Source organism: Cellulomonas pakistanensis (assembly GCF_016862755.1).
Taxonomy (GTDB): domain Bacteria; phylum Actinomycetota; class Actinomycetes; order Actinomycetales; family Cellulomonadaceae; genus Cellulomonas; species Cellulomonas pakistanensis.
The window spans coordinates 12,939-34,054 of sequence record NZ_BONO01000014.1; the positions used below are offsets into that span (position 1 = coordinate 12,939).

At 74.4% G+C, this 21,116-nt stretch carries 19 protein-coding genes; 11 read left to right on the top strand and 8 right to left on the bottom strand.

What is annotated here, in order from left to right:
• Positions 1-81 precede the first annotated feature (81 nt).
• Together Cpa01nite_RS10295 and Cpa01nite_RS10300 are read left to right on the top strand one after the other, a co-directional pair.
• On the top strand, positions 82-2,271 hold the full coding sequence (locus Cpa01nite_RS10295) for a DEDD exonuclease domain-containing protein (RefSeq protein WP_203668675.1): 2,190 nt from the start codon (positions 82-84) through the stop codon (positions 2,269-2,271).
• 7 nt (positions 2,272-2,278) lie between these two features.
• Positions 2,279-2,560, top strand: coding sequence for an Lrp/AsnC family transcriptional regulator (locus Cpa01nite_RS10300; RefSeq protein ID WP_203668676.1), 282 nt, complete (start codon positions 2,279-2,281; stop codon positions 2,558-2,560).
• Positions 2,561-3,104: 544 nt separating this feature from the next.
• Here the strand turns inward: Cpa01nite_RS10300 and trpD are convergent.
• On the bottom strand, positions 3,105-4,157 hold the full coding sequence (gene trpD, locus Cpa01nite_RS10305; RefSeq protein WP_203668677.1) for an anthranilate phosphoribosyltransferase: 1,053 nt from the start codon (positions 4,155-4,157) through the stop codon (positions 3,105-3,107).
• Entirely contained in the window at positions 4,154-4,579 is a 426-nt protein-coding gene (locus Cpa01nite_RS10310; RefSeq protein WP_203668678.1) for a response regulator, read from the bottom strand. Before Cpa01nite_RS10310 ends, trpD begins: the two co-directional genes overlap by 4 nt.
• Positions 4,580-4,775: 196 nt before the next feature.
• Between Cpa01nite_RS10310 and ctaE the strand changes: the two genes are divergently transcribed.
• The 5 genes from ctaE to Cpa01nite_RS10335 all read left to right on the top strand — a co-directional run bounded on the left by ctaE (position 4,776) and on the right by Cpa01nite_RS10335 (position 9,982).
• Positions 4,776-5,414 carry an aa3-type cytochrome oxidase subunit III gene (gene ctaE, locus Cpa01nite_RS10315; protein WP_444542263.1) on the top strand — a complete coding sequence of 213 codons (639 nt, stop codon included), beginning with the start codon at positions 4,776-4,778 and terminating at the stop codon, positions 5,412-5,414.
• Between the two features lie 67 nt (positions 5,415-5,481).
• Positions 5,482-6,285 (top strand): cytochrome bc1 complex diheme cytochrome c subunit, encoded by an 804-nt coding sequence (gene qcrC / locus Cpa01nite_RS10320; RefSeq protein WP_203668679.1) that lies wholly within the window; start codon positions 5,482-5,484, stop codon positions 6,283-6,285.
• Complete coding sequence (qcrA, locus tag Cpa01nite_RS10325) at positions 6,282-7,307, top strand: cytochrome bc1 complex Rieske iron-sulfur subunit (protein WP_203668680.1); 1,026 nt, start codon at positions 6,282-6,284, stop codon at positions 7,305-7,307. Before qcrC ends, qcrA begins: the two co-directional genes overlap by 4 nt.
• Entirely contained in the window at positions 7,304-9,046 is a 1,743-nt protein-coding gene (gene qcrB / locus Cpa01nite_RS10330) for a cytochrome bc1 complex cytochrome b subunit (RefSeq protein WP_203668681.1), read from the top strand. The genes qcrA and qcrB overlap by 4 nt, the downstream gene beginning before the upstream one ends.
• 306 nt (positions 9,047-9,352) lie before the next feature.
• Complete coding sequence (locus tag Cpa01nite_RS10335) at positions 9,353-9,982, top strand: superoxide dismutase (RefSeq protein WP_203668682.1); 630 nt, start codon at positions 9,353-9,355, stop codon at positions 9,980-9,982.
• 320 nt (positions 9,983-10,302) lie between these two features.
• On the opposite strand, the gene Cpa01nite_RS10340 is transcribed toward Cpa01nite_RS10335, so the two are convergent.
• From Cpa01nite_RS10340 to ctaC, 3 genes are all read right to left on the bottom strand, one after another.
• Entirely contained in the window at positions 10,303-10,701 is a 399-nt protein-coding gene (locus Cpa01nite_RS10340; RefSeq protein WP_203668752.1) for a cytochrome c oxidase subunit 4, read from the bottom strand.
• Positions 10,702-10,766: 65 nt separating this feature from the next.
• Positions 10,767-12,584, bottom strand: a complete 1,818-nt coding sequence (gene ctaD, locus Cpa01nite_RS10345; protein ID WP_203668683.1) for an aa3-type cytochrome oxidase subunit I — start codon at positions 12,582-12,584, stop codon at positions 10,767-10,769.
• Positions 12,584-13,483, bottom strand: coding sequence for an aa3-type cytochrome oxidase subunit II (gene ctaC / locus Cpa01nite_RS10350; RefSeq protein ID WP_239068694.1), 900 nt, complete (start codon positions 13,481-13,483; stop codon positions 12,584-12,586). Before ctaC ends, ctaD begins: the two co-directional genes overlap by 1 nt.
• Before the next feature lie 238 nt (positions 13,484-13,721).
• On the opposite strand from ctaC, the gene Cpa01nite_RS10355 reads away from it, so the two are divergent.
• Complete coding sequence (locus Cpa01nite_RS10355) at positions 13,722-14,969, top strand: cysteine desulfurase family protein (RefSeq protein ID WP_239068695.1); 1,248 nt, start codon at positions 13,722-13,724, stop codon at positions 14,967-14,969.
• Between the two features lie 184 nt (positions 14,970-15,153).
• Here the strand turns inward: Cpa01nite_RS10355 and erpA are convergent, their stop codons facing one another.
• Together erpA and Cpa01nite_RS10365 are read right to left on the bottom strand one after the other, a co-directional pair.
• Positions 15,154-15,504, bottom strand: a complete 351-nt coding sequence (erpA, locus tag Cpa01nite_RS10360) for an iron-sulfur cluster insertion protein ErpA (RefSeq protein WP_166941480.1) — start codon at positions 15,502-15,504, stop codon at positions 15,154-15,156.
• 166 nt (positions 15,505-15,670) lie between these two features.
• Positions 15,671-16,996, bottom strand: a complete 1,326-nt coding sequence (locus Cpa01nite_RS10365) for a glycerate kinase (RefSeq protein ID WP_203668685.1) — start codon at positions 16,994-16,996, stop codon at positions 15,671-15,673.
• Between the two features lie 72 nt (positions 16,997-17,068).
• Here Cpa01nite_RS10365 and nadA point away from each other — a divergent pair, with 72 nt between their 5' ends.
• On the top strand, positions 17,069-18,283 hold the full coding sequence (gene nadA, locus Cpa01nite_RS10370) for a quinolinate synthase NadA (RefSeq protein ID WP_203668686.1): 1,215 nt from the start codon (positions 17,069-17,071) through the stop codon (positions 18,281-18,283).
• 59 nt (positions 18,284-18,342) lie between these two features.
• Entirely contained in the window at positions 18,343-18,939 is a 597-nt protein-coding gene (locus tag Cpa01nite_RS10375) for a DJ-1/PfpI family protein (RefSeq protein ID WP_203668687.1), read from the top strand.
• 109 nt (positions 18,940-19,048) lie between these two features.
• Here the strand turns inward: Cpa01nite_RS10375 and Cpa01nite_RS10380 are convergent, their stop codons facing one another.
• Positions 19,049-20,449, bottom strand: coding sequence for a dipeptidase (locus Cpa01nite_RS10380; RefSeq protein ID WP_203668688.1), 1,401 nt, complete (start codon positions 20,447-20,449; stop codon positions 19,049-19,051).
• Between the two features lie 32 nt (positions 20,450-20,481).
• Here Cpa01nite_RS10380 and Cpa01nite_RS10385 point away from each other — a divergent pair, with 32 nt between their 5' ends.
• Entirely contained in the window at positions 20,482-21,093 is a 612-nt protein-coding gene (locus tag Cpa01nite_RS10385; RefSeq protein WP_203668689.1) for a DUF3043 domain-containing protein, read from the top strand.
• Positions 21,094-21,116 lie beyond the last annotated feature (23 nt).

Consider the following 21,116-nt stretch of genomic DNA (forward strand, 5'->3'; position numbering starts at 1 on the left):
GGGGGTGGGCGGCCGTGTCGGGGCCGCGTCGGGCGGCACGAGAGGGTGGGCGTGTCGGAGGGCGCCGTTAGCGTGCGGCGCATGGTCCACCGGTCCCCCGTCCCGCCCCGCGTCGACCTCGCGGCGCCGCAGACCGGCCGGCCGGTGCAGGTCACGCTCGACGAGATCGGCACCCCGCTGCACGAGGTCACGTTCGTCGTCGTCGACCTCGAGACCACCGGCGCGGCGCCGGGGTCGTCCGCGATCACCGAGGTCGGCGCCGTGAAGGTCCGCGGCGGCGAGGTGCTGGGCGAGTTCCAGACCCTGGTCGACCCGGGCGGCCCGGTGCCCGCGCAGATCCAGGTGCTCACCGGGATCACCACGGCGATGGTCATCGGCGCGCCGAGGATCGCCGAGGTGCTGCCGTCGTTCCTCGAGTTCGCACGCGGGTCCGTCCTCGTCGCGCACAACGCACCGTTCGACGTCGGGTTCCTCAAGGCCGCCGCCGCGGAGACGGGGCACGCCTGGCCCGGGTTCGCGGTCGTCGACACCGTGCGGCTCGCGCGCCGGGTCGTCACGCGCGACGAGGCGCCGAACCACAAGCTCAGCACCCTCGCCGGCCTGTTCCACGCCTCGACGACCCCCGAGCACCGGGCGCTGGCCGACGCCCGCGCCACCGTCGACGTGCTGCACGCGCTGCTGAGCCGGCTGGCCCCGCTCGGCATCACCCACCTCGAGGACCTCGCCACGGCCGCCGACCCCGTGCCGGCCGACGTGCGGCGCAAGCGCACCCTCGCCGACGGGCTGCCGGACCTGCCGGGCGTCTACCTGTTCCGCGGCCCGAAGGACGAGGTGCTGTACGTCGGCACGTCGACCTCGCTCCGCAAGCGCGTGCGCTCGTACTTCACGGCGGCCGAGAAGCGGTCCCGGATGCGCGAGATGGTGCGCGTCGCGCAGGCCGTCACCCCGGTCGTCTGCGCGACGCCGCTCGAGGCGCAGGTGCGCGAACTCCGGCTGATCGCCGAGCACAACCCGCGCTACAACCGGCGGTCCCGCTCCCCCGAGCGCATGCCGTGGGTGCGCCTCACGGCCGAGGCGTACCCCCGGCTGTCGATCGTGCGCGACGTCCGGGGCGACGCCACGCACATCGGGCCGTTCGCGTCGCAGTCGGCGGCGCAGTCCGCCGTCGAGGCGCTGCACGACGCGTTCGCGATCCGGCGGTGCACCGCGCGGCTCCCGCTCGTGCCCGCACCGGGGGCCAGCGCCTGCCACCTCGCCGAGATCGGCCGCTGCCCCGCGCCCTGCGTCCGCCCGGAGGCCGCCGAGGAGTACGCCCGCACCGTCAACGGCGTGCGCGGCGCGATGCTCGCCGACCCGGCCGCGGTCGTCGGGGCGCACACCGCCCGGATCGACGCGCTCGTCGGGCAGGAGCGGTTCGAGGAGGCCGTCACCGTGCGCGACCGGCTCGCGGCGTTCCTGCGCGGCTCCGCGCGGTCGCAGCGGCTCGCCCCGCTCGCCACCTGCGCCGAGCTCGTCGCGGCGCGGCGCACCGACACCGGCGGCTGGGAGGTCGTGCTCGTCCGGCACGGGCGGCTCGCCGGGACCGCGCTCGTGCCGCGCGGCAGCGACCCGATGGCGGCCGTCGAGTCGCTGCGCGTCACCGGCGAGCACGTCCCGCCGCCCGTCGCGCCCGCGCCCGCCGGGCACCCGGAGGAGGCGGACCTCGTGCTCGCGTGGCTCGGCCGGCCCGGCGTGCGGATCGTCGGCGTCAGCGAGCCGTGGGCGTACCCGGTGCGCTCCGCGCAGGCGCGGACCGACCCGGCGGACGCCGTCGCCGCCGGCCGCGCCGCGGCGGAGGCGCTCGGCGAGGCCGTGGACGCCGTCGACGGCGCGGGGGCCGGCGTGGCGGGCGACGAGGCGCGGGCGGAGCGCGACGCGCGGTTCGCGGCGGAGGCGGCGCGCGCGGGGGCCGGGTTCGGGCTCGGCGGGGCGTCGGGCCTGGGCGGGACGCCGGGGCTCGGCGGGGCGGCGTCGGGGCCGGGCAGGACGCCGGAGCGGGACGGGATGCCGTCAGGGCTGGGCAGGACGCCGGAGCTGGACGGGATGCCGGGGCAGGCCGCCGCGCCCGGTGCGGGCGCCACGCACCGGACCGGCGACCTCGGCGGCGCCGGGGTCGGGCTCGCCGGGCTGCCCGGCCTGCGCCGCGCGTCCGAGCTGGCCGGGCCGACCTCCCGCGCCGACGACGCCGCCGGGCCCGAGGACCCCGCCGCGGGGGCCGCCGGCGCGGCATGATGGCGTCATGCTGACCGCCATCGTGCACATCGACACCGAGGCCGACCGGATCCCCGAGGCCGCCGCCGCGATCGCCAACATCCCGGGCGTGAGCGAGGTCTACTCCGTCACCGGAGGCGTCGACCTCATCGCCATGGTGCGCGTGCGCGAGCACGAGGAGCTCGCCGACATCATCGCCGACAAGGTCAGCAAGGTGGACGGCGTCGTCCGCACGCAGACGTTCATCGCGTTCCGCACGTACTCGCAGCACGACCTCGAGCAGGCCTTCGCCCTCGGCATCGAGGACTGACCCGCCGCCGGCGCGGTGCCGCGCGCGGCGCGGCGCGGCGCGTTCGCGCACCGAGGGGGCACTGGACGCGTCGAGTGGGCATCCCGTGGTTGCCCACTCGACGCGTCCGATGCCCAGTGGGCGCTGCACGTCGCACGCGCGCCGGTCGCCGCGCCGGGCGTGGGGCCTCGCGCGGGCGCCCGCCGCGCCGAACGAGCACCCGACACGTCGAGCGAGCATCCACGGGGTACTCGCTCGACGTGTCGCGTACTCGTTGGCGGTCGGGAGCGCTCGCCCGCGGTCGGGCGCGTCGCGGCGCGCGACCGCGGGGGCCACGCTGCTCGCGGCGCCGAGACCCACTGATTCGATCGAGACGCGCGCACCCGGACGTGCGTCTCGACCGAATCAGTGGGTCTCGGCGACCTCGTGCCGGGCGACCACGCGCGCGTCGCGAGCGGGCGACCGCCACGTCGATCGAGGGTCCAGCGGATGCTCTCTCGACGTGTCGGTTGCCCAGCCGGCGCGGTGCCCAGGCGCCGCGACGCCACGGGACCGCCCCCGCGCGTCAGGCCGAGGCCGCCGCCCAACGCTCCAGCACGCCCGCGGCCGCGCCCGAGTCCACCGCCGTCGCCGCGTGCGACAGCCCGGCCCGCAGCCGCGCCACGAGGTCGCCCCCGGACGCCCCGGTCCCGGGCAGGCTGCCGTCGGCCACCAGCGCCGCCGCGGCGTTCAGCAGCACGGTCTCCCGCGACGCCACCGCCTCGCCCGCCAGCACGTCCCGCGCCACGCCCGCGTTGAACGCCGCGTCCGCGCCGCGCAGGTCCGCGACCGTCACCGGCGCGAGCCCGAGGTCCGCGACCGGGTCGAGCACGTGCTCGGTCACCGACCCGCCCTCGACGTGCCACACGTGCGAGGTCCCGGTCGGCGCGAGCTCGTCCAGCCCGTCGTCGCCCCGGAACACCAGCGCGTCGGTCCCGCGCCGGCCCAGCACCCCCGCCACGAGACCCGCCATCCGCGCGTCCGCCACGCCGATCGCGGCCGCGGCCGGCTGCGCCGGGTTGGTCAGCGGGCCGAGGAAGTTGAACACCGTCTTGATGCCGAGCTCGCGGCGCGCGACCGCCACGTGCCGCATCGCCGGGTGGAAGGTCAGGGCGAAGCAGAACGTGATGCCGACCTCGGACGCGAGCTGCGCGACGCGCTCGGGGGTCTGGTCGAGCCGGATGCCGAGCGCCTCGAGCACGTCCGCCGACCCCGAGGACGACGACGCGGCCCGGTTGCCGTGCTTGACGACCCGCACGCCCGTGCCGGCCACGACGACCGACGCCATCGTCGACACGTTGACGGTGTGCGCGCGGTCGCCGCCGGTGCCCACGATGTCGACGGCCCGCCCGGGCACCTCGAACCGCAGGGCGTGCGCCAGCATCGTGTCGGCCAGCGCGGTCAGCTCCGCGACCGTCTCCCCCTTGGCGCGCAGCGCGGTGAGGAAGCCGGCGACCCGGGCCGGCGACGCCGACCCGGACATGATCTCGTCCATCGCCCAGGCGGTCTGGGCCTCGCTCAGGTCCTGCCGCTCGACCAGCGTGGTGAGCAGGTCGGACCAGGTGACGCCCTCGGTCATGCCGCGGGGGTCCGCGCGAGCAGGCCGGCGACGGCGTCGTGCAGCTCGACCGGGTCGAGGGGCTGCGACACCACGGCGTCGGCGTCGGACCAGGCGGCGAGCCACGCGTCCTGCGGGCGGCCGGTCAGCACGAGCACGGGCGGGCAGCGGAACACCTCGTCCTTGACCTGGCGCGCGAGCGCCATGCCGCCGACCTTGGCCGCCTCGCCGTCGAGCACCAGCAGGTCGTACGTCCCGGTCCCGGCCTGCTCCAGCGCGGCCGCCGGCGTGGCGACCTCGGCCCACCGGATGTCCGGCTCGCCGCGGCCGAGCCGCCGGCCCACGCCGAGCCGCACCTGCGCGCGCGTGTCGACGTCGTCGCTGTAGAGCAGGATCCGCGGGCCCTCGGCGGGGGCGGCGGCGGGCGTGGCGTCAGCGGCCATGATGGTCCTTCGCTCGGGCGGGGGGACGTGTCGCGCGCGTCCCTGCCCTGCATCTTGGCACGACGCCCGACACGCCGGTCGCGACGCCCCGACCAGCCCGCGAACCCGCGGAACGAGGTGACGATGTGACAGAAACCTCGGCGACGCCCGGGGACCTAGGACCCACGCGCGGTCGTCATAAGCCATACTGACAGGCGTGACGACCGCAACGGCTGCCCCCGCCTCCGCTCCCCACGTGAGCGTCAACCGACCGAACCCCGTGTCGGTCGGGACGATCGTGTGGCTGGCCTCGGAGCTCATGTTCTTCGCGGGCCTCTTCGCCATGTACTTCACCCTCCGCGCGACGGTGCCGGAGGAGTGGGCGGTCCAGACGGAGAAGCTGAACATCACGTTCGCCGCGGTGAACACGACGATCCTGCTGCTGTCGTCCGTCACGTGCCAGATGGGCGTGTGGGCCGCCGAGCGGTTCCAGCCCGTGCGCTCCGGCTCGCTGCTCAACGTCCGCGGCTGGGGCATGAACGAGTGGATGACGCTCACCTACGTGATGGGCGCGATCTTCATCGGCGGTCAGGTCTTCGAGTACGCCGAGCTCGTGCACGAGGGCCTCACCATCTCCTCCAGCCCGTACGGCTCGGTGTTCTACCTGACCACCGGCTTCCACGGCCTGCACGTGGTCGGCGGCCTCATCGCCTTCCTGTTCCTGCTGGGCCGCTCGTTCACCGCGAAGCGGTTCGGCCACCACGAGGCGACCACCGCCATCGTGACGTCCTACTACTGGCACTTCGTCGACGTGGTGTGGATCGCGCTGTTCGCGACCATCTACCTCATCAAGTGACCAGCCGACCAGAAGCCCCCGAGCTCCCCCGTCACATCCCCCGAACGCCCGAGACGAGGATCCATCCGTGAAGGCACTCGCCGCCCGCAGGCACCACCGGTCAGCGCCGGTCGTGCTGCTCCTGCTGGCGCTGCTGCTGACCGGTGCGGTGTACGCGATCGCCCAGCCCGCCAGCGCCGACGCGGCGCAGGCAGCGGCCAGCGAGAGCGACATCGCCGCCGGCCAGAAGCTGTTCCAGGCCAACTGCGCCACCTGCCACGGCCCTGACGCCGAGGGCCGCGAGGCCGTCGACGGCGGCGCCGGCGGCCCCTCCCTCATCGGCGTGGGCGCCGCCGCGGTCGACTTCCAGGTCGGCACCGGCCGCATGCCCGCGCAGATGAACGGCGCGCAGATCCAGGCCAAGCCGGTCCAGTTCGACGACGAGCAGATCGCGCAGCTCGCGGCCTACGTCGCCTCCCTCGGCGCCGGCCCGGCGATCCCGACGGAGGACCAGGTCGACCCGGAGCAGGGCGACGCGGCGAACGGCATGGCCCTGTTCCGCACGAACTGCGCCATGTGCCACAACGCGGTCGGCGCCGGTGGCGCGCTGTCCCAGGGCAAGTGGGCGCCCGCGCTGGACGACACCACCCCCACGCACATCTACGAGGCGATGCTGACCGGCCCGCAGTCCATGCCGGTGTTCAACGACGCCAACATCACCCCGGACGAGAAGCGCGACATCATCGCCTACCTCGACGACCAGCGGGAGGGTTCGCCCGGCGGCCTCTCGCTCGGTTCGCTCGGCCCCGTCAGCGAGGGCCTGTGGGCCTGGGTGGTCGGCATCGGCCTGCTGATCGGCGCCTCGGTCTGGATCGGAGCCAAGTCCTCGTGAGCACGCACCACGACCCCTCGACGGACCTGACGACCCGCGACGGCGCCCCGCTGCCGGAGCGGTTCGAGGACCCGGGCCTGCACGAGCACCGCGCCCGCGTCGGCGACAGCGACCCGAAGGCGCAGAAGCGCGCCGAGCGGCAGGTCGTCGTCCTGTTCGCCATCTCGATCCTCGGCTCCATCGGCGCCGTCGTCGCGTACGCCCTGGTCCCCCCGGGCGAGACGGTCGGCAGCATGCGGATGTCGAACCTCCTGCTCGGCCTGGCCCTGTTCCTCGGCCTCGCCGGCATCGGCCTCGCCGCCGTGCACTGGGCCAAGGCGCTCATGAACGACCACGAGCGCGCGGAGGACCGCCACCCCACGGCGACGTCCGAGCCCGTCCGCGTCAAGGCCGTCGAGGCCCTGCGCGAGGGCGTCAAGGACTCGTCCATCGGCCGCCGCGGCGTGCTGAAGGGCGCGATGGTCACCTCGCTCGCGCTGTTCCCGCTGGGCATCGCGGTGCCGCTGGTCGGCAACCTCGGCGGCGACTGGGACGTCTCGGCGTCCAAGCGCACGCTGTGGCGCCGCGGCGTCCGCCTGACGATCGACCCGTCCGGCCGCCCGATCAAGGCGTCCGACGTCACCATCGGCTCCGCGTTCCACGTCATCCCCGAGAACCTCGAGGAGGCCGAGCACCCGCTGGACGAGAAGGCCAAGGCCGTCGTCCTCATGGTGCGCATGGACCCGCGGGACCTGAAGTCCGAGCAGGGCGAGGGCTGGAGCTACGACGGCATCGTCGCGTTCTCCAAGATCTGCACCCACGTCGGGTGCCCCGTCGCCCTCTACGAGCAGCAGACGCACCACATCCTGTGCCCGTGCCACCAGTCGACCTTCGACGCGTCCGACAGCGCCAAGGTGGTCTTCGGCCCCGCGCACCGCCCGCTGCCCCAGCTGCCGATCACCGTCGACGACGAGGGCTACCTCGTCGCCCAGGACGGCTTCGACACCCCCATCGGCCCGTCCTTCTGGGAGCGCCTCACGTGAGCACCGTCGACTCTCCCCCGGCCCCGGCCTCGCGCACCACGCGCGCGGCCGCGGCGACCGCGGACTACCTGGACCAGCGCACCGGTGTCGGCAACGCCGTCAAGGAGTTCGCGCGCAAGATCTTCCCCGACCACTGGTCGTTCCTGCTCGGTGAGATCGCGCTCTACTCGTTCGTGGTGCTGCTGATCTCCGGCACGTTCCTCACGATGTTCTTCGTGCCCTCGATGACCGAGGTGCACTACCACGGCCCCTGGGCCGCCATGGACGGCGTGCAGATGTCCGAGGCGTTCGCCTCGACCCTGCGCCTGTCGTTCGAGGTCCGCGGCGGCCTGCTCATGCGGCAGATCCACCACTGGGCCGCGCTCATCTTCATGGCGTCGATCGTCACGCACATGATGCGCGTGTTCTTCACCGGCGCGTTCCGCAAGCCCCGCGAGCTCAACTGGCTCGTCGGCTTCACGCTGATGATCCTCGGCCTGCTGGCCGGCTTCTCCGGCTACTCGCTCCCCGACGACGTGCTGTCCGGCAACGGCCTGCGCATCGCCGACGGCGTGGCCCGCGCGATCCCGATCGCCGGCTCGTACATCTCGTTCGGCCTGTTCGGCGGCGAGTTCCCCGGCATGGAGCTGATCCCCCGCCTGTTCACGGTGCACATCCTGCTGATCCCGGCGCTCATCCTGGCGCTGATCGGCCTGCACCTGCTCATGGTCGTGCTGCACAAGCACACGCAGTACCCGGGCTCGGGCCGCACCGACAAGAACGTCGTCGGCTACCCGCTGTTCCCCGTGTACGTCGCGAAGGCCGGCGGCTTCTTCTTCGTGGTGTTCGCGGTCATCGCCCTCATGGCGGCGACCATGACCATCAACCCGGTGTGGAACTACGGCCCGTTCGACCCGGGCGTGGTCGGCGCCGGCGCGCAGCCCGACTGGTACATGCTGTTCCTCGAGGGCGGCCTGCGGCTCATGCCGGGCTGGGAGTTCGTGATCGGGCAGTACACGATCTCGATGAACATCCTGATCCCCGGCGTGATCATCCCGGGCCTGCTGTTCACCGTGCTCGCGCTGTGGCCGTTCATCGAGGCCGCCGCGACCGGCGACAAGCGCGAGCACCACGTGCTCGACCGCCCGCGCAACGCGCCGTTCCGGACCGCGTTCGGCGTCGCCTACCTGACGTCGTTCTCGATCCTCGTCCTGGCCGGGTCGAACGACCTCATCGCCACGCACTTCCACCTGTCGATCAACGACATCACGTGGACGTTCCGGGTGCTGTTCTTCGTGGCCCCGCCGCTGGCGTTCTGGATCACCAAGCGCATCTGCCTCTCGCTGCAGCGCAAGGACCGCGAGCTGGTCCTGCACGGCCACGAGACGGGCCGGATCGTGCGGTTCGCGTCGGGCGAGTACATCGAGGTGCACAAGCCCCTCGACGCCCACGAGCGCTGGCTGCGCGTGCAGCACGAGCCGCGGCGCCCGATCGAGATCGAGCCGGCCGAGGACTCGCGCGGCGTGCGCCGCAAGGGCTACCGGCTCGACGCGGCCAAGCGCCGGCTGTCGAAGCTCTTCTACGAGGACCGGGTCGAGCCCGTCACCCCGGCCGAGCTGGTCGCCGCGCAGTCGCACGGCAGCCACGACGCCCTCCCTCTCGCGCCCGAGGAGCACCGCGAGGAGCTGACCGCCGGCGCGTCCGGCAGCCGGCACCTCGCCCCCGAGCCCGAGGACACCGAGGGCACCCAGCGCCACTGAAACCAGGCGCTGACCTGGGGAATCATCCCGTCGACCCGGTCGTTGCACCGGGTGGGCGAGGCGAAACCCTCCTGGACGACCCCGCCCGGGTCGCACCGGCACCACGCCGGAGCGGCCCGGGCGTCGTCGTCCCCGGGGGCCCGCCCCGCCGGTCGTCCCCTCCCCCGCCGCCCGCGGCCCGGGAGGCCGGGACCCGTCCCGGCGTGGTACGACAGAGGAGGTGCGTCCGTCCCCGGGGCGGGGCGCGCCTGCTGCGAAGAGGCCGTCGCGGCGACCCCGCCGCGACCTGAGCTCAGAGAGGCACTGATGGCTGACTACACCCTTCCGGACCTGCCCTACGACTACGCGGCGCTCGAGCCGCACATCTCCGGCCGCATCATGGAGCTGCACCACGACAAGCACCACGCGACGTACGTGGCCGGCGCCAACACGACGCTGGAGAAGCTGGCGGCGGCCCGGGAGTCCGGCGACTTCGACGCCGTGGCGGGTCTGGAGAAGACCCTCGCCTTCAACCTCGGCGGCCACGTGAACCACTCGGTGTTCTGGGCCAACCTCTCCCCGGACGGCGGCGACAAGCCGGTCGGCGAGCTGGCCGCGGCGATCGACGAGTTCTTCGGCTCGTTCGACAAGTTCCAGGCGCACTTCACCGCCAACGCGACGACGATCATGGGCTCCGGCTGGTCGATCCTGGCCTGGGACTCGATCGGCCAGAAGCTCGTCATCGTGCAGCTGTACGACCAGCAGGGCAACATCCCCGTCGGCATCGTGCCGATCGTCATGCTCGACATGTGGGAGCACGCGTTCTACCTCGACTACGTCAACGTCAAGGCGGACTACGTCAAGGCGTGGTGGAACATCGTCAACTGGGCGGACGCCGGCGAGCGCTTCACCCGCGCGCGCACGCAGACCGCGGGTCTGATCGTCCCGTCGCTCTGAGCGCCGTCTGACGGCTGCGAGAGGCCGGCCCGCCCTTCGGGGGCGGGCCGGCCTCTTCCATCCCCTCAGCGGGCCGTGCACGGCCGCGTGGCGGCGCGCGTCCGTGCCCGGGACGGTCGGGCACCGGCACGCCGAGGTAGGGCCTCCACGCCGAGGTAGGGCCGCAGGGGGACCTACCTCGGCGAGACGGCCCTATCTCGGCGAGACGGCCCTATCTCGGCGAGACGGGCGGGTCACGTGCGTCCCGCTCCTCCGGGGAACGGCGACGGGCCGGGCACCCCGTGGGGTACCCGGCCCGTCGTGCCGTGCGGTGCGGTGCGTCAGTGCGCGTGCTGGCCGCGGGAGAACTCGAAGATCCAGCCGACCAGGCCGATGATGCCGAGCGCGACGCCGACGTACAGCAGCCACCAGCCGATGGCCATGCCGAGGAACGCCAGCGCGCCGGCGAAGGCGATCGTGATGGGCCACCAGCTCCAGGGGCTGAACACGCCCTGGTCGCCGGCACCCTCCGCGATGAGCGCCTCCGGGTCGTCCTCCGGGCGGGCGTCGATGCGGCGGGAGAGCAGCAGCAGGTAGCCGCCGATCATGCCGACCAGGCCTCCGACCAGGGGGATGCCCACGGTGCCGACGGGCTCGCCGTCGCTCCACCAGGCGTACACCAGGCCGATCGGGACGAAGAACAGCACCCCGCCCAGGAAGAGCCAGGGCTCGACCTTCATGGCGTGCTTGGGACGGACGCCGCTGCCGGTCTCCGACGGGCGCGCGCCGGGCTCGTTGAGGCTGGTCACTTGTCGCGGCCCTCCTGGTCGTCGGTGTCACGCGGGCGGTCGTCCACGATGGTGGCCGAGGACTGCTCCTCCTGGCCGCCGCCGTTCTCGACCCGGTCGCGGGCCACGCCCTGCTCGCCGGTCCGCTCGGACTCCCAGTCGAAGAAGCCGGGCTCGGGCTCGACGTGGTCCATGGCCGCGACCTCGGGGTGGTGCAGGTCGAACGCGGGGCGCTCCGACCGGATGCGCGGCAGCGACGTGAAGTTGTGCCGCGGCGGCGGGCAGGAGGTCGCCCACTCCAGCGACTGGCCGTAGCCCCACGGGTCGTCGACCGTGACCTTGGGCGCGTTGCGCCAGGTGATGTAGACGTTCCACAGGAAGGGCAGGGTCGAGATCGCGAGGATCATCGAGCCGATCGTGGAGAGCTGGTTCATCCAGGTGAACCCGTCCTCCGGCGAGTAGTCCGCGTACCGGCGCGGCATGCCGACCACGCCCAGCCAGTGCTGGATGAGGAACGTCATGTGGAAGCCGACGAACAGCAGCCAGAAGTGCAGCTTGCCGAGGCGCTCGTTGAGCATGCGGCCGGTGAACTTCGGCCACCAGTAGTACATGCCGCCGAACATCATGAACACGACCGTGCCGAACACCACGTAGTGGAAGTGCGCGACCACGAAGTACGTGTCGGAGACGTGGAAGTCGAGGGCCGGGCTGGACAGGATGATGCCCGTCAGGCCGCCGAACAGGAACGTCGTCAGGAAGCCGATCGTCCAGAGCATCGGCGTCTCGAACGTGAGCTTGCCGCGCCACATCGTGCCGATCCAGTTGAAGAACTTCACGCCGGTCGGGACCGCGATGAGCATCGTCATCAGCGCGAAGAACGGCAGCAGGACGGCGCCGGTGACGTACATGTGGTGCGCCCACACGGTGACGGACAGGGCCGCGATCGCGATCGTCGCGTAGACGAGGCCCTTGTAGCCGAACACCGGCTTGCGGCTGAACACCGGGAGGATCTCGGTCGCGATGCCGAAGAACGGCAGGGCGATGATGTAGACCTCGGGGTGGCCGAAGAACCAGAACAGGTGCTGCCAGAGGATGGCGCCGCCGTTCTCCGGGTTGAACACCTGCGCGCCGAGCCGGCGGTCGGCGCCGAGCGCGAACAGCGCGGCGGCCAGCGGCGGGAACGCCATCAGCACCAGCAGGCTGGTGACGAGCGTGTTCCAGGTGAAGATCGGCATCCGGAACATCGTCATGCCGGGCGCCCGCATCGTGACGATCGTCGTGATGAAGTTGACCGCACCGAGGATCGTGCCGAAACCGGTCAGCGCGAGGCCGAAGACCCAGAGGTCGCCGCCCGCTCCCGGCGAGTACACGGAGTTCGACAGCGGGGCGTACGCGAACCAGCCGAACGACGCCGCGCCCTGCGGGGTCAGGAACCCGCCCGCGGCGATGAGGCCGCCGAACAGGTACAGCCAGTACGAGAAGGCGTTGAGCCGCGGGAACGCGACGTCGGGGGCGCCGATCTGCAGCGGCATGATGATGTTCGCGAAGGCCGCGAACAGCGGCGTCGCGAACAGCAGCAGCATGATCGTGCCGTGCATCGTGAAGAGCTGGTTGTACTGCTCCTTGCTCTGCACGATCTGGATGCCGGGCTCGAACAGCTCGGCACGGATCAGCAGCGCCATGATGCCGCCGATCGCGAACCACACGAACGCGGTGATCAGGTACATGTAGCCGATCGTCTTGTGGTCGGTCGACGTGACCCACTTGACGATCGTGCGGCCCAGGGTCTGGCGGCGGGGGGCGAGCCCCGGCACGGCCTCGACGGTGGCGGCCATCAGTTCGCTCCCTCTTCGCCCTCGGCGTCCTCGGCACCGTCACCGGTGACGCGGACGTCCTGCAGGCGGCTGTAGTCGAGACCCAGCTGACCGTCCTGGCCGGCGTCCCGCAGGTCCTCGATGTGCGCGTCGTACTCGTCGCGCGACACGACCTTCACGTTGAACAGCATCGACGAGTGCTCCTCGCCGCAGAGCTCGGCGCACTTGCCGACGTACTCGCCCTCGACCTCCGGGACGACCTGGAACGTGTTGGTGCGCCCCGGGATCATGTCCTGCTTGTAGAGGAAGGCCGGCACCCAGAACGAGTGGATGACGTCGCGGGAGTCGAGCACGAACTCGACGCGCTCGCCCACGGGCAGGTACAGCGTCGGCTGGTCCGCGAGGACGCCGGTCGCGCCGACCTCCTGCGCGTGCTGGCCGGTGTCGTACACGTCGTCGTCGACGTAGTTGAAGTCCCAGCTCCACTGCTTGCCGATGACCTGGACGGTCATGTCGGGCTCGGCGGAGGTGTCCTGGATCTCGGTCATGTCGCGCGCCGTGTAGTAGAACAGCACGCCGACCATGATGATCGGCAGGATCACGTACATGATCTCCAGCGGCACGTGGTAGCGGAGCTGCACGGGGAGCTGGTCGTCGTCCTTGCGCTTCCGGTACACCGTGACGCACCAGAGGATCAGGCCCCAGGTCAGGATGCCGACCAGCAGGGCGGCCACCCAGGAGCCGACCCACAGGTCGGTGATCCGTCCGGTCTGGTTCGTGATCTCGTTGTCGGAGTCGCCGGGCATCCAGCCGCGCTGGGCCTCGGGCGAGCATCCGGCGAGCGCCAGGGCGACGGTCGTCGCGGCTCCCGCGACGGCCAGTCGGGTCCGCCAGGGGCGGCGGGGGGTCTGCGAGCGCACCGGGGGCCTTCCACGTCGGTCCCCGGCGTCCATGACACCGCAACGTGCGCCGTCCGACGGGGAAAGTCACTAGGACCTATGTCCTCGATCCCGTGCAGCGTAGCGCGCTGGTCGCCGTGCCGTGGTCTCAGAATCGCCCGCGGACGCCCGTTTGTGACGCAGTGTCAGATGGATCACGTCCCGGAGCGGGCTGTGCGCGTGCCGCGGGTCCGCGCGCCGGCGCCGCTACCGTGCCGGGGTGACCGACTCCCCCGCCGGCCCGCGCCGGGCCGCACCCGCCGCGCGCCGCGTCGTGCTCGACGCGGGCGGCCGCGCGCCCGTGCTGCCCGCCGCCCGCGAGGCGTTCCTCGCCGCCCTCGACGAGGGCTGGTCGGACCCGCGGCGGCTGCACACCGAGGGCCGCCGGGCCCGCGCGCTGCTCGACGGCGCGCGGGAGGCGGTGGCGGCGCTCGTCGGTGCCCGGACGGAGGAGGTCGACCTGGCGCCGTCGCGCACGGCGGCCCTGCACGGCGCGGTGCTGACCGTGGCCCGGGGGCGGCGGCGGGTCGGGTCGGTGCTGGTGGCGTCGGCCGTGGAGCGGCGTGCCGTGCTGGACGCGGGGGCGGCGCTCGGTGCCGGGGCCGCGGGTGCCGGGGCCGCGGCCGCGGGTGCCGGGACTCCGGGTCCCGGGGTCCCGGGCGCCGGACTCGTCGAGGTCGCCGTGGACCGCGACGGCCGGATCGACGTCGACGCGTTCGCGGAGGCCGTCGCGCGCCCGGGCGTGGCGCTGGCCGCGGTGCAGCACGCGAACGGCGAGGTCGGCACGCTGCAGCCCGTCGCCGCCGCGCTCGAGGCCGCCCGCGCCGCACAGGTCCCGCTGCTGGTCGACGCGGGGTCGTCGTTCGGGCACGCACCGGTCGGGCCGGAGTGGGACGTGCTCGCCCTCGACCCCGGCGACGTCGGCGCCCTCCCGGGGGTCGCCGTGCTCGTGACCCGGGCGGGGGTGCGCCGCTCCCCCGCCCCGCCGGCCGGCTCGGGGGACGACGACCGCTGGTTCCCCGGCGGCGTCTCCGTGCCGGCGGCGCTGGCCGCCGCCGTCGCGCTGCAGGCCGCCGCCGCGCGCGTCGCCACCGGGCCGGACCCGCGGCACGCGCTGGTCGACCGGCTGCGCGCGCGGGTCGCGGCGGAGGTGCCGGAGGTCGACGTCGCCGGGCCGGCCACCGGCCGGCTGCCGCACGTGCTGACGTTCTCCTGCCTCTACGTCGACGGGGAGGCCGTGGTCACGGCGCTCGACCGGGCGGGGTTCGCCGTGGCGTCGGGCTCCGCGTGCACGTCGGCCACCGAGGAGCCGAGCCACGTGCTCGCCGCCATGGGCGCGCTGACGCAGGGCAACGTCCGGCTGTCGCTCCCGCTCGGCACCACGCCGGCGGACGTCGACCGGTTCGCCGACGCGCTCCCGGACGTGGTGGCGGCGATCCGGCGCGACGCGGGGCTGACGGAGTACTGACCGACTGCTGCCCGGCTGCTGCCCGGCTCCTGCCCGGCTGCTGTCGGGCGTCGGGTGGATCCACCGGGCGCGACCCGCCGGGCGTGTCGGGCCGGGTGGATCCACCCGGCCCTCCCGGGACCCGGCACGCACGAGGGCCCCGGACCGTGCGGTCCGGGGCCCTCGGGGCGTCAGGCGGGGCGGGTCAGCTGAACGAGCCGCCGCACGCGCAGGACGAGCCCGCGTTCGGGTTGTCGATCGTGAAGCCCTGCTTCTCGATGGTGTCCGCGAAGTCGATGGTCGCGCCCTCGAGGTAGGGGACGCTCATCCGGTCCACGACGACCTCGACGCCGTCGAAGTCGACCAGCGCGTCGCCGTCGAGCACGCGCTCGTCGAAGTAGAGCTGGTAGATGAGGCCCGAGCAGCCGCCCGGCTGCACCGCGATGCGCAGGCGCAGGTCGTCGCGCCCCTCCTGCTCGAGCAGGCTGCGCACCTTGCCGGCCGCGATGTCGGTGAGCTGGACGCCGTGCGTCGCGGTCTCGGTGGTCTCGCTCATGGTGTCTCCTGACGGTGTCTCGGATCGGTCGCGGGCGCGCACCCGTGCGTGCGCCGCGGGACGGTCACGTCGAGCACAACCGCGCTCCCGCGTGATCTGTTCCCAATGTACGCCCGCCCGCGCCCCCCGCAGCGGGACGCGCACAGGACCTGCACGGGCCGGCGGGTCAGCGGGACCAGGTGCGCGCGATCCGCGGGAGGCGGGCGCGCAGCGCGGCGGCCGGGTCGCGGCGCCAGGCGCCCTCGTCCTCGGGGCGCTCGACGACGCCGAACCCGGCCGCCAGCCCCGCCGCTCCCCAGTCCCGGCGCCCGGTGCGCAGGTGCGCGGCGACCGCCACGGCCGGCACCCCGAGCGGCAGCGCGGCCCGGGCCACCGCGCCCACGACGCCGTGCTCCAGCGCGGTGCCGTCGAGCACGGCGGTGCCCGTCAGCACGAGGTCGGCGTCCGCCGCCCGACCCGCGAGGTCGACCGCGTCCGCGACCCACGCCGCGCCGTCGACCAGCCGCGCGCCCAGCAGCCCGAGCGCGAACGCCGCGCCGCCGCCCGCGCCCGACCCCGGGGCGAGCGCCGCGCGCGACCCGGGCGCCCGCGCGCCGATGCCCGCGCCCGCCGACGCCGCGGGCCTCCCGGCCCTGCCGAGCGCACCCGACCCGGCCAGCAGGTCCCGGCGCCCGCCGTCGCCCGCCGAGGCCGCCGCCTCCCCCGCCGCCCGCACGAAGGCGGCGACGGCGCGCTCCGCCTCCTGCGCCGCCGCCGCGTCGACGCGCCCTGCCTCCGCGAGGTCCGCGGACACCCCGCCGAGCCCGAGCAGCGGCAGCTCGTGCGCGTGCAGCGCCACCAGGTCGCGCCCGCGCAGCGCCGCCCGCAGCTCCCCGACCGCCGCGAGGTCCGCCGCGGGCAGCCCGGCGGCCGACGCCACGCCGCGCCCCGCGGCCCCCGGCGCCGCCCCGAGCGCCGCGAGCAGCCCGGCCCCGGCGTCGTGCGCCACGGTGCGCCGGCCGCCCAGCCCGACGACGACCCGCCCCGCGCCGGTGTCCAGCGCCGCGGCGAGCAGCGTCCCGAGCCCGGCGGACGTCGTGGCGGTCACCGGCACCGACCCGGGGTCGCCCGCGCCGAGCGCCAGCGCGCCGTCGACGTACGCGGTCCGCCCGCCGCCCGGCTCCGCCACGACCAGCACCGCCCCGGGCACGACGGCCCCGTGGGCGTCGGTCGTCGTCACGGACAGCAGCTCGCCGCCGCGCGCCGCCCGGACCGCGTCGACCAGGCCCGCCCCGCCGTCGGACAGCGGCAGCGGCGTCAGCTCGTCGCCCGGCGCGGCGTCGCGCCAGCCCGCCGTGAGCGCGGCGACGGCCTCGGCCGCGGTCAGCACCGGCCACGGGTCGGCTCCGGGAGCGACGGACGGGCCTGCCACCCCGCGCACGGCCGAGGCCGCCGCACCGGGTCCGTCCCCGGGGCGTGCGTCGAACCGGCCGGGGGCCACGAGCACGTGCACGGCGCGATCCTCGCACGCCCTCCCCGCCCCGACCGGGTGCCGGTCCTGGTCAGCGCCCCGGACCGCTGTGGGATGATCCTGCGCGTGACTCTCCTCGCCCCCGGGACCACGTTCGCCGAGCCCGCGTCGTCCGCGCTGCTGCTGCTCGGCCAGGGCCGCGACCTCGCGTCCGAGCGCGGCGTCGAGTGCGTCGGCGGCCTGCCCGCCGCGTCCGACCCCGACCTGGTGGAGCGCGCCCGCGCGGCCCGGGCCGCGCTCGGCGACCGCGCCTTCGTGCTCGGCCACCACTACCAGCGCGACGAGGTCATCGACTTCGCCGACGTCACCGGCGACTCGTTCAAGCTCGCGCGCGAGGCGGCGGCCCGCCCCGACGCCGAGTTCATCCTGTTCTGCGGCGTGCACTTCATGGCGGAGTCGGCCGACATCCTCACGTCGGACGCCCAGCAGGTCGTGCTGCCCGACATGGCGGCCGGCTGCTCGATGGCCGACATGGCGGCGATCGACCAGGTCGAGGACGCCTGGGACGTGCTGGTGGAGGCCGGGATCGCCGCGGACACCGTCCCGGTGACCTACATGAACTCGACGGCCGCCATCAAGGCGTTCACCGGCCGGCACGGCGGCACCGTCTGCACGTCGTCGAACGCCCACGTCGCGCTCCGCTGGGCGTTCGACCAGGTCGGCGGCGTCGACGGCACCGGCAAGGTGCTGTTCATGCCCGACCAGCACCTCGGCCGGAACACCGCGGTGCTCGCGCTCGGCATCCCGCTCGAGCAGTGCGTCGTGTTCGACCCCCGGAAGCCGAACGGCGGACTCACCGTCGCCGAGCTGCGCGACGCCCGGATGATCCTGTGGCGCGGGCACTGCTCGGTGCACGGCCGGTTCAGCGCGCAGAACCTCGTCGACGTCCGCGCGGCCGTCCCGGACGTCACGGTGCTGGTGCACCCGGAGTGCAAGCACGAGGTCGTCACCGGAGCCGACATGGTCGGGTCGACGGAGTACATCATCCAGGCCCTCGACGCGGCGCCCGCGGGCTCGGCGTGGGCCATCGGCACCGAGCTGAACCTGGTCCGCCGGCTCGCGGCCGCGCACCCGGACAAGCGGATCTCGTACCTCGACTCGACGGTCTGCTTCTGCTCGACCATGAACCGGATCGACCTGCCGCACCTGGTGTGGGCGATGGAGTCGCTCGTCGCCGGCCGGGTGCCGAACCGCATCGTCGTGGACGCCGACGACGCGCACTGGGCGCGGGTCGCGCTCGACCAGATGCTGGCGCTGCCGGGGTACTGACACCCTGGGGGTCGGGCCTGCCGTGTCGGGCGGGCCACCGCCGTCGGGAGGGGACGCTCGTGGGGACCGGGCTGCTGCGGGTGGGCATCGTCGTGTTCGACGACGCCGAGGAGCTCGACGTGGTCGGGCCGTACGACGTCCTCGCGTCCTGGGCGGCGCACTCCGCGCTGCGCCCCGAGGTGGTGACGTTCTCCGCCGACGGCTCGGGCGTGCGGTGCGCCAAGGGTCTGCGGCTGGTGCCGGACGCGTCCCGGGACGACGTCGGGCCGCTGCACGTGATCGTGCACCCCGGCGGCCGCGGCACCCGCGCGCTCGCGCGGGACCCCGAGCACCTGGCGTGGGTGCGCGAGGCGCGCCGGGAGACCGCGCTGATGACGTCGGTGTGCACCGGCGCCCTGGTCTACGCCGCCGCGGGGCTGCTCGCCGGGCGGCCGGCGACCACGCACTGGGCCGCCGTCGACGAGCTGGCGGAGCTCGACCCGAGCGTGCTGGTCGACACCGAGGCGCGGTTCGTCGACGACGGCGACGTCGTCACGAGCGCCGGGGTGTCCGCGGGGATCGACATGGCGCTGCACCTGGTCGCGCGGCTGGAGTCGCCGGACGCGGCCCGCGCCGTGCGCCGGGGCATCCAGTACGACCCGGCCCCGCCGGTCTGACGGGCGCCCGCGCCCCGGACGCCCGCTCGGGTGGGGTCGGGTGGAGCGTCCTGCCCGACACGCGCCGGCGTGTCGGGCTGAACGCTCCACCCGAGGTGGGATCCCGTGGTCAGCCCGCCAGGCGCGCGAGCAGCAGGGCCTCGGCCAGCACCACGCGCTCCAGCTCGCCCAGGTGCACGGACTCGTTCGCCCCGTGCGCGCGGGAGTCCGGGTCCTCGACGCCGGTCACGAGGATCGCGGCGTCCGGGTAGACCTCGAGCAGGTCGGCGATGAACGGGATCGACCCGCCGATGCCGATGTCGACCGGCTCGGTCCCCCACGCGTCGGCGAAGGCGGCGCGCGCGGCCTGCATCGCGGCGGAGTCGGCGGGCGCCTGGAACGGCTTGCCGAGCTCGCCGTCGCGGACGGTCACGCGGGCGCCGAACGGCGCGTGCCCCTCGAGGTGCGCGCGCAGCGCGGCCAGCGCGGCCGCCGGGTCCTGCCCGGGGGCGATCCGCATCGACAGCTTGGCGGTGGCCTTCGGCGCGATCGTGTTCGACGCGGTGGCGACGCGCGGGGCGTCCAGACCGATCACGGCGATCGTGGGCCTGGCCCACAGCCGCGCGGTGAGCGGGCCGGTGCCGGCCAGGGTCACGCCGTCGAGCACGCTCGCGTCCGCGCGGAACGCGGCCTCGTCGTAGTCGACGGTCGGGTCGGCGGCGGACACCAGGCCCTCGACGGCCACGTCGCCCGCGTCGTCGTGCAGCGTGGCGATCAGCCGGGACAGCAGGGTCACGGCGTCGAGCACCGGGCCGCCGAACATGCCGGAGTGCACCGCGTGGTCGAGCACGGCGACCTCGACCTCGAGGTCCACCAGCCCGCGCAGCGACGTCGTGAGGCCGGGGACGCCGATCTTCCAGTTCGACGAGTCGGCGACCACGATGACGTCGGCGCGCAGCAGGTCGGCGTACGTGTGCAGGAACCGGGTGAAGGACGGCGAGCCGACCTCCTCCTCCCCCTCGACGAACACGGTGACGCCGACGCCGAGCTCGTCCCCGAGCACGCGCAGGGCGCCGAGGTGCGCGACGACCCCGGCCTTGTCGTCCGCGGAGCCGCGCCCGTAGAGGCGGCCGTCGCGCTCGGTCGGCTCGAACGGCTCGGTGTCCCAGTCCTCGCGGGCGCCCGGGGGCTGCACGTCGTGGTGCGCGTACAGGAGCACCGTCGGCGCGCCGGCCGGCGCGGGGCGGCGGGCGACGACCGCGGGGGCGCCGGGCGTGCCGTCGGGGCGCTCGACCGACAGGATCTGCACCTCGGGCAGGCCGGCCGCGCCGAGCAGCCGGGCGACGTGCTCGGCGCTGGCGGCGACGTGCGCCTGGTCGAAGTCCGCGTTCGACACGGACGGCACCCGGACGAGCGCCTCGAGGTCGGCGCGGACGCCCGGGAAGGCGGCGGCGACGCGGGCGCGCAGGTCGGCGACGGCCGCGGCGTCGGCGGGCGTGGGGACGGCGGGGGTGGCGGTGGGCTCTGTCACGGATCGCCACGCTACTCGACTACCCTGGAGGGGTGTTCGGACGCAGCAAGGACAGCACCGCCCCCGCCGACCAGGCCCCGGCCCTGACCGAGGAGCCGCTCGGCACCGTCGAGCTGCCCGGTGGCAAGGGCCGTCCGACGCCCAAGCGGAAGACGGCCGAGGCCGCCAACCGCCGGCCGCTGGTGCCCCAGGACCGCAAGGCCGCGGCCAAGGAGGCGCGCGCCGCGCAGCGCGCCGAGCGCGACCGGCAGTACGCCGCCATGCAGACCGGCGACGAGAAGTACATGCCGGCCAAGGACAAGGGCCCCGTGCGCCGGTACATCCGGCAGTACGTCGACGCCCGGTGGAGCCTCGGCGAGCTGTTCCTGCCCGTCGCGATCGTCATGCTGCTGCTCAACATGCTGCTGACGTCGGTCAGCCCGGAGCTCGCGTTCCTGGGCCTGGTCGTGCTCTACCTGTTCATCATCGCGATGGTCGTCGACGTGGTGATCATGTGGCGGCGGCTGCGCAAGAAGCTCGCCGCGAAGTTCGGCGACGCCGGCCAGCAGCGCGGCCTGATGATGTACGCGGTCACCCGGGTGTTCCAGATCCGCCGCGCGCGCCTGCCGAAGCCGCAGGTCAAGCACGGCGACTACCCCGAGTGAGCCGGTCCTCCTAGACCGTCCTA

Bases quoted from the DNA above. Each gene is read 5' to 3' on its own strand.
- Cpa01nite_RS10295 (WP_203668675.1), top strand. From the start codon at position 82: ATGGTCCACCGGTCCCCCGTCCCGCCCCGCGTCGACCTCGCGGCGCCG.
- Cpa01nite_RS10300 (WP_203668676.1), top strand. From the start codon at position 2,279: ATGCTGACCGCCATCGTGCACATCGACACCGAGGCCGACCGGATCCCC.
- trpD (WP_203668677.1), bottom strand. From the start codon at position 4,157: ATGACCGAGGGCGTCACCTGGTCCGACCTGCTCACCACGCTGGTCGAG.
- Cpa01nite_RS10310 (WP_203668678.1), bottom strand. From the start codon at position 4,579: ATGGCCGCTGACGCCACGCCCGCCGCCGCCCCCGCCGAGGGCCCGCGG.
- Cpa01nite_RS10335 (WP_203668682.1), top strand. From the start codon at position 9,353: ATGGCTGACTACACCCTTCCGGACCTGCCCTACGACTACGCGGCGCTC.
- Cpa01nite_RS10340 (WP_203668752.1), bottom strand. From the start codon at position 10,701: ATGAAGGTCGAGCCCTGGCTCTTCCTGGGCGGGGTGCTGTTCTTCGTC.
- ctaD (WP_203668683.1), bottom strand. From the start codon at position 12,584: ATGGCCGCCACCGTCGAGGCCGTGCCGGGGCTCGCCCCCCGCCGCCAG.
- erpA (WP_166941480.1), bottom strand. From the start codon at position 15,504: ATGAGCGAGACCACCGAGACCGCGACGCACGGCGTCCAGCTCACCGAC.
- nadA (WP_203668686.1), top strand. From the start codon at position 17,069: ATGATCCTGCGCGTGACTCTCCTCGCCCCCGGGACCACGTTCGCCGAG.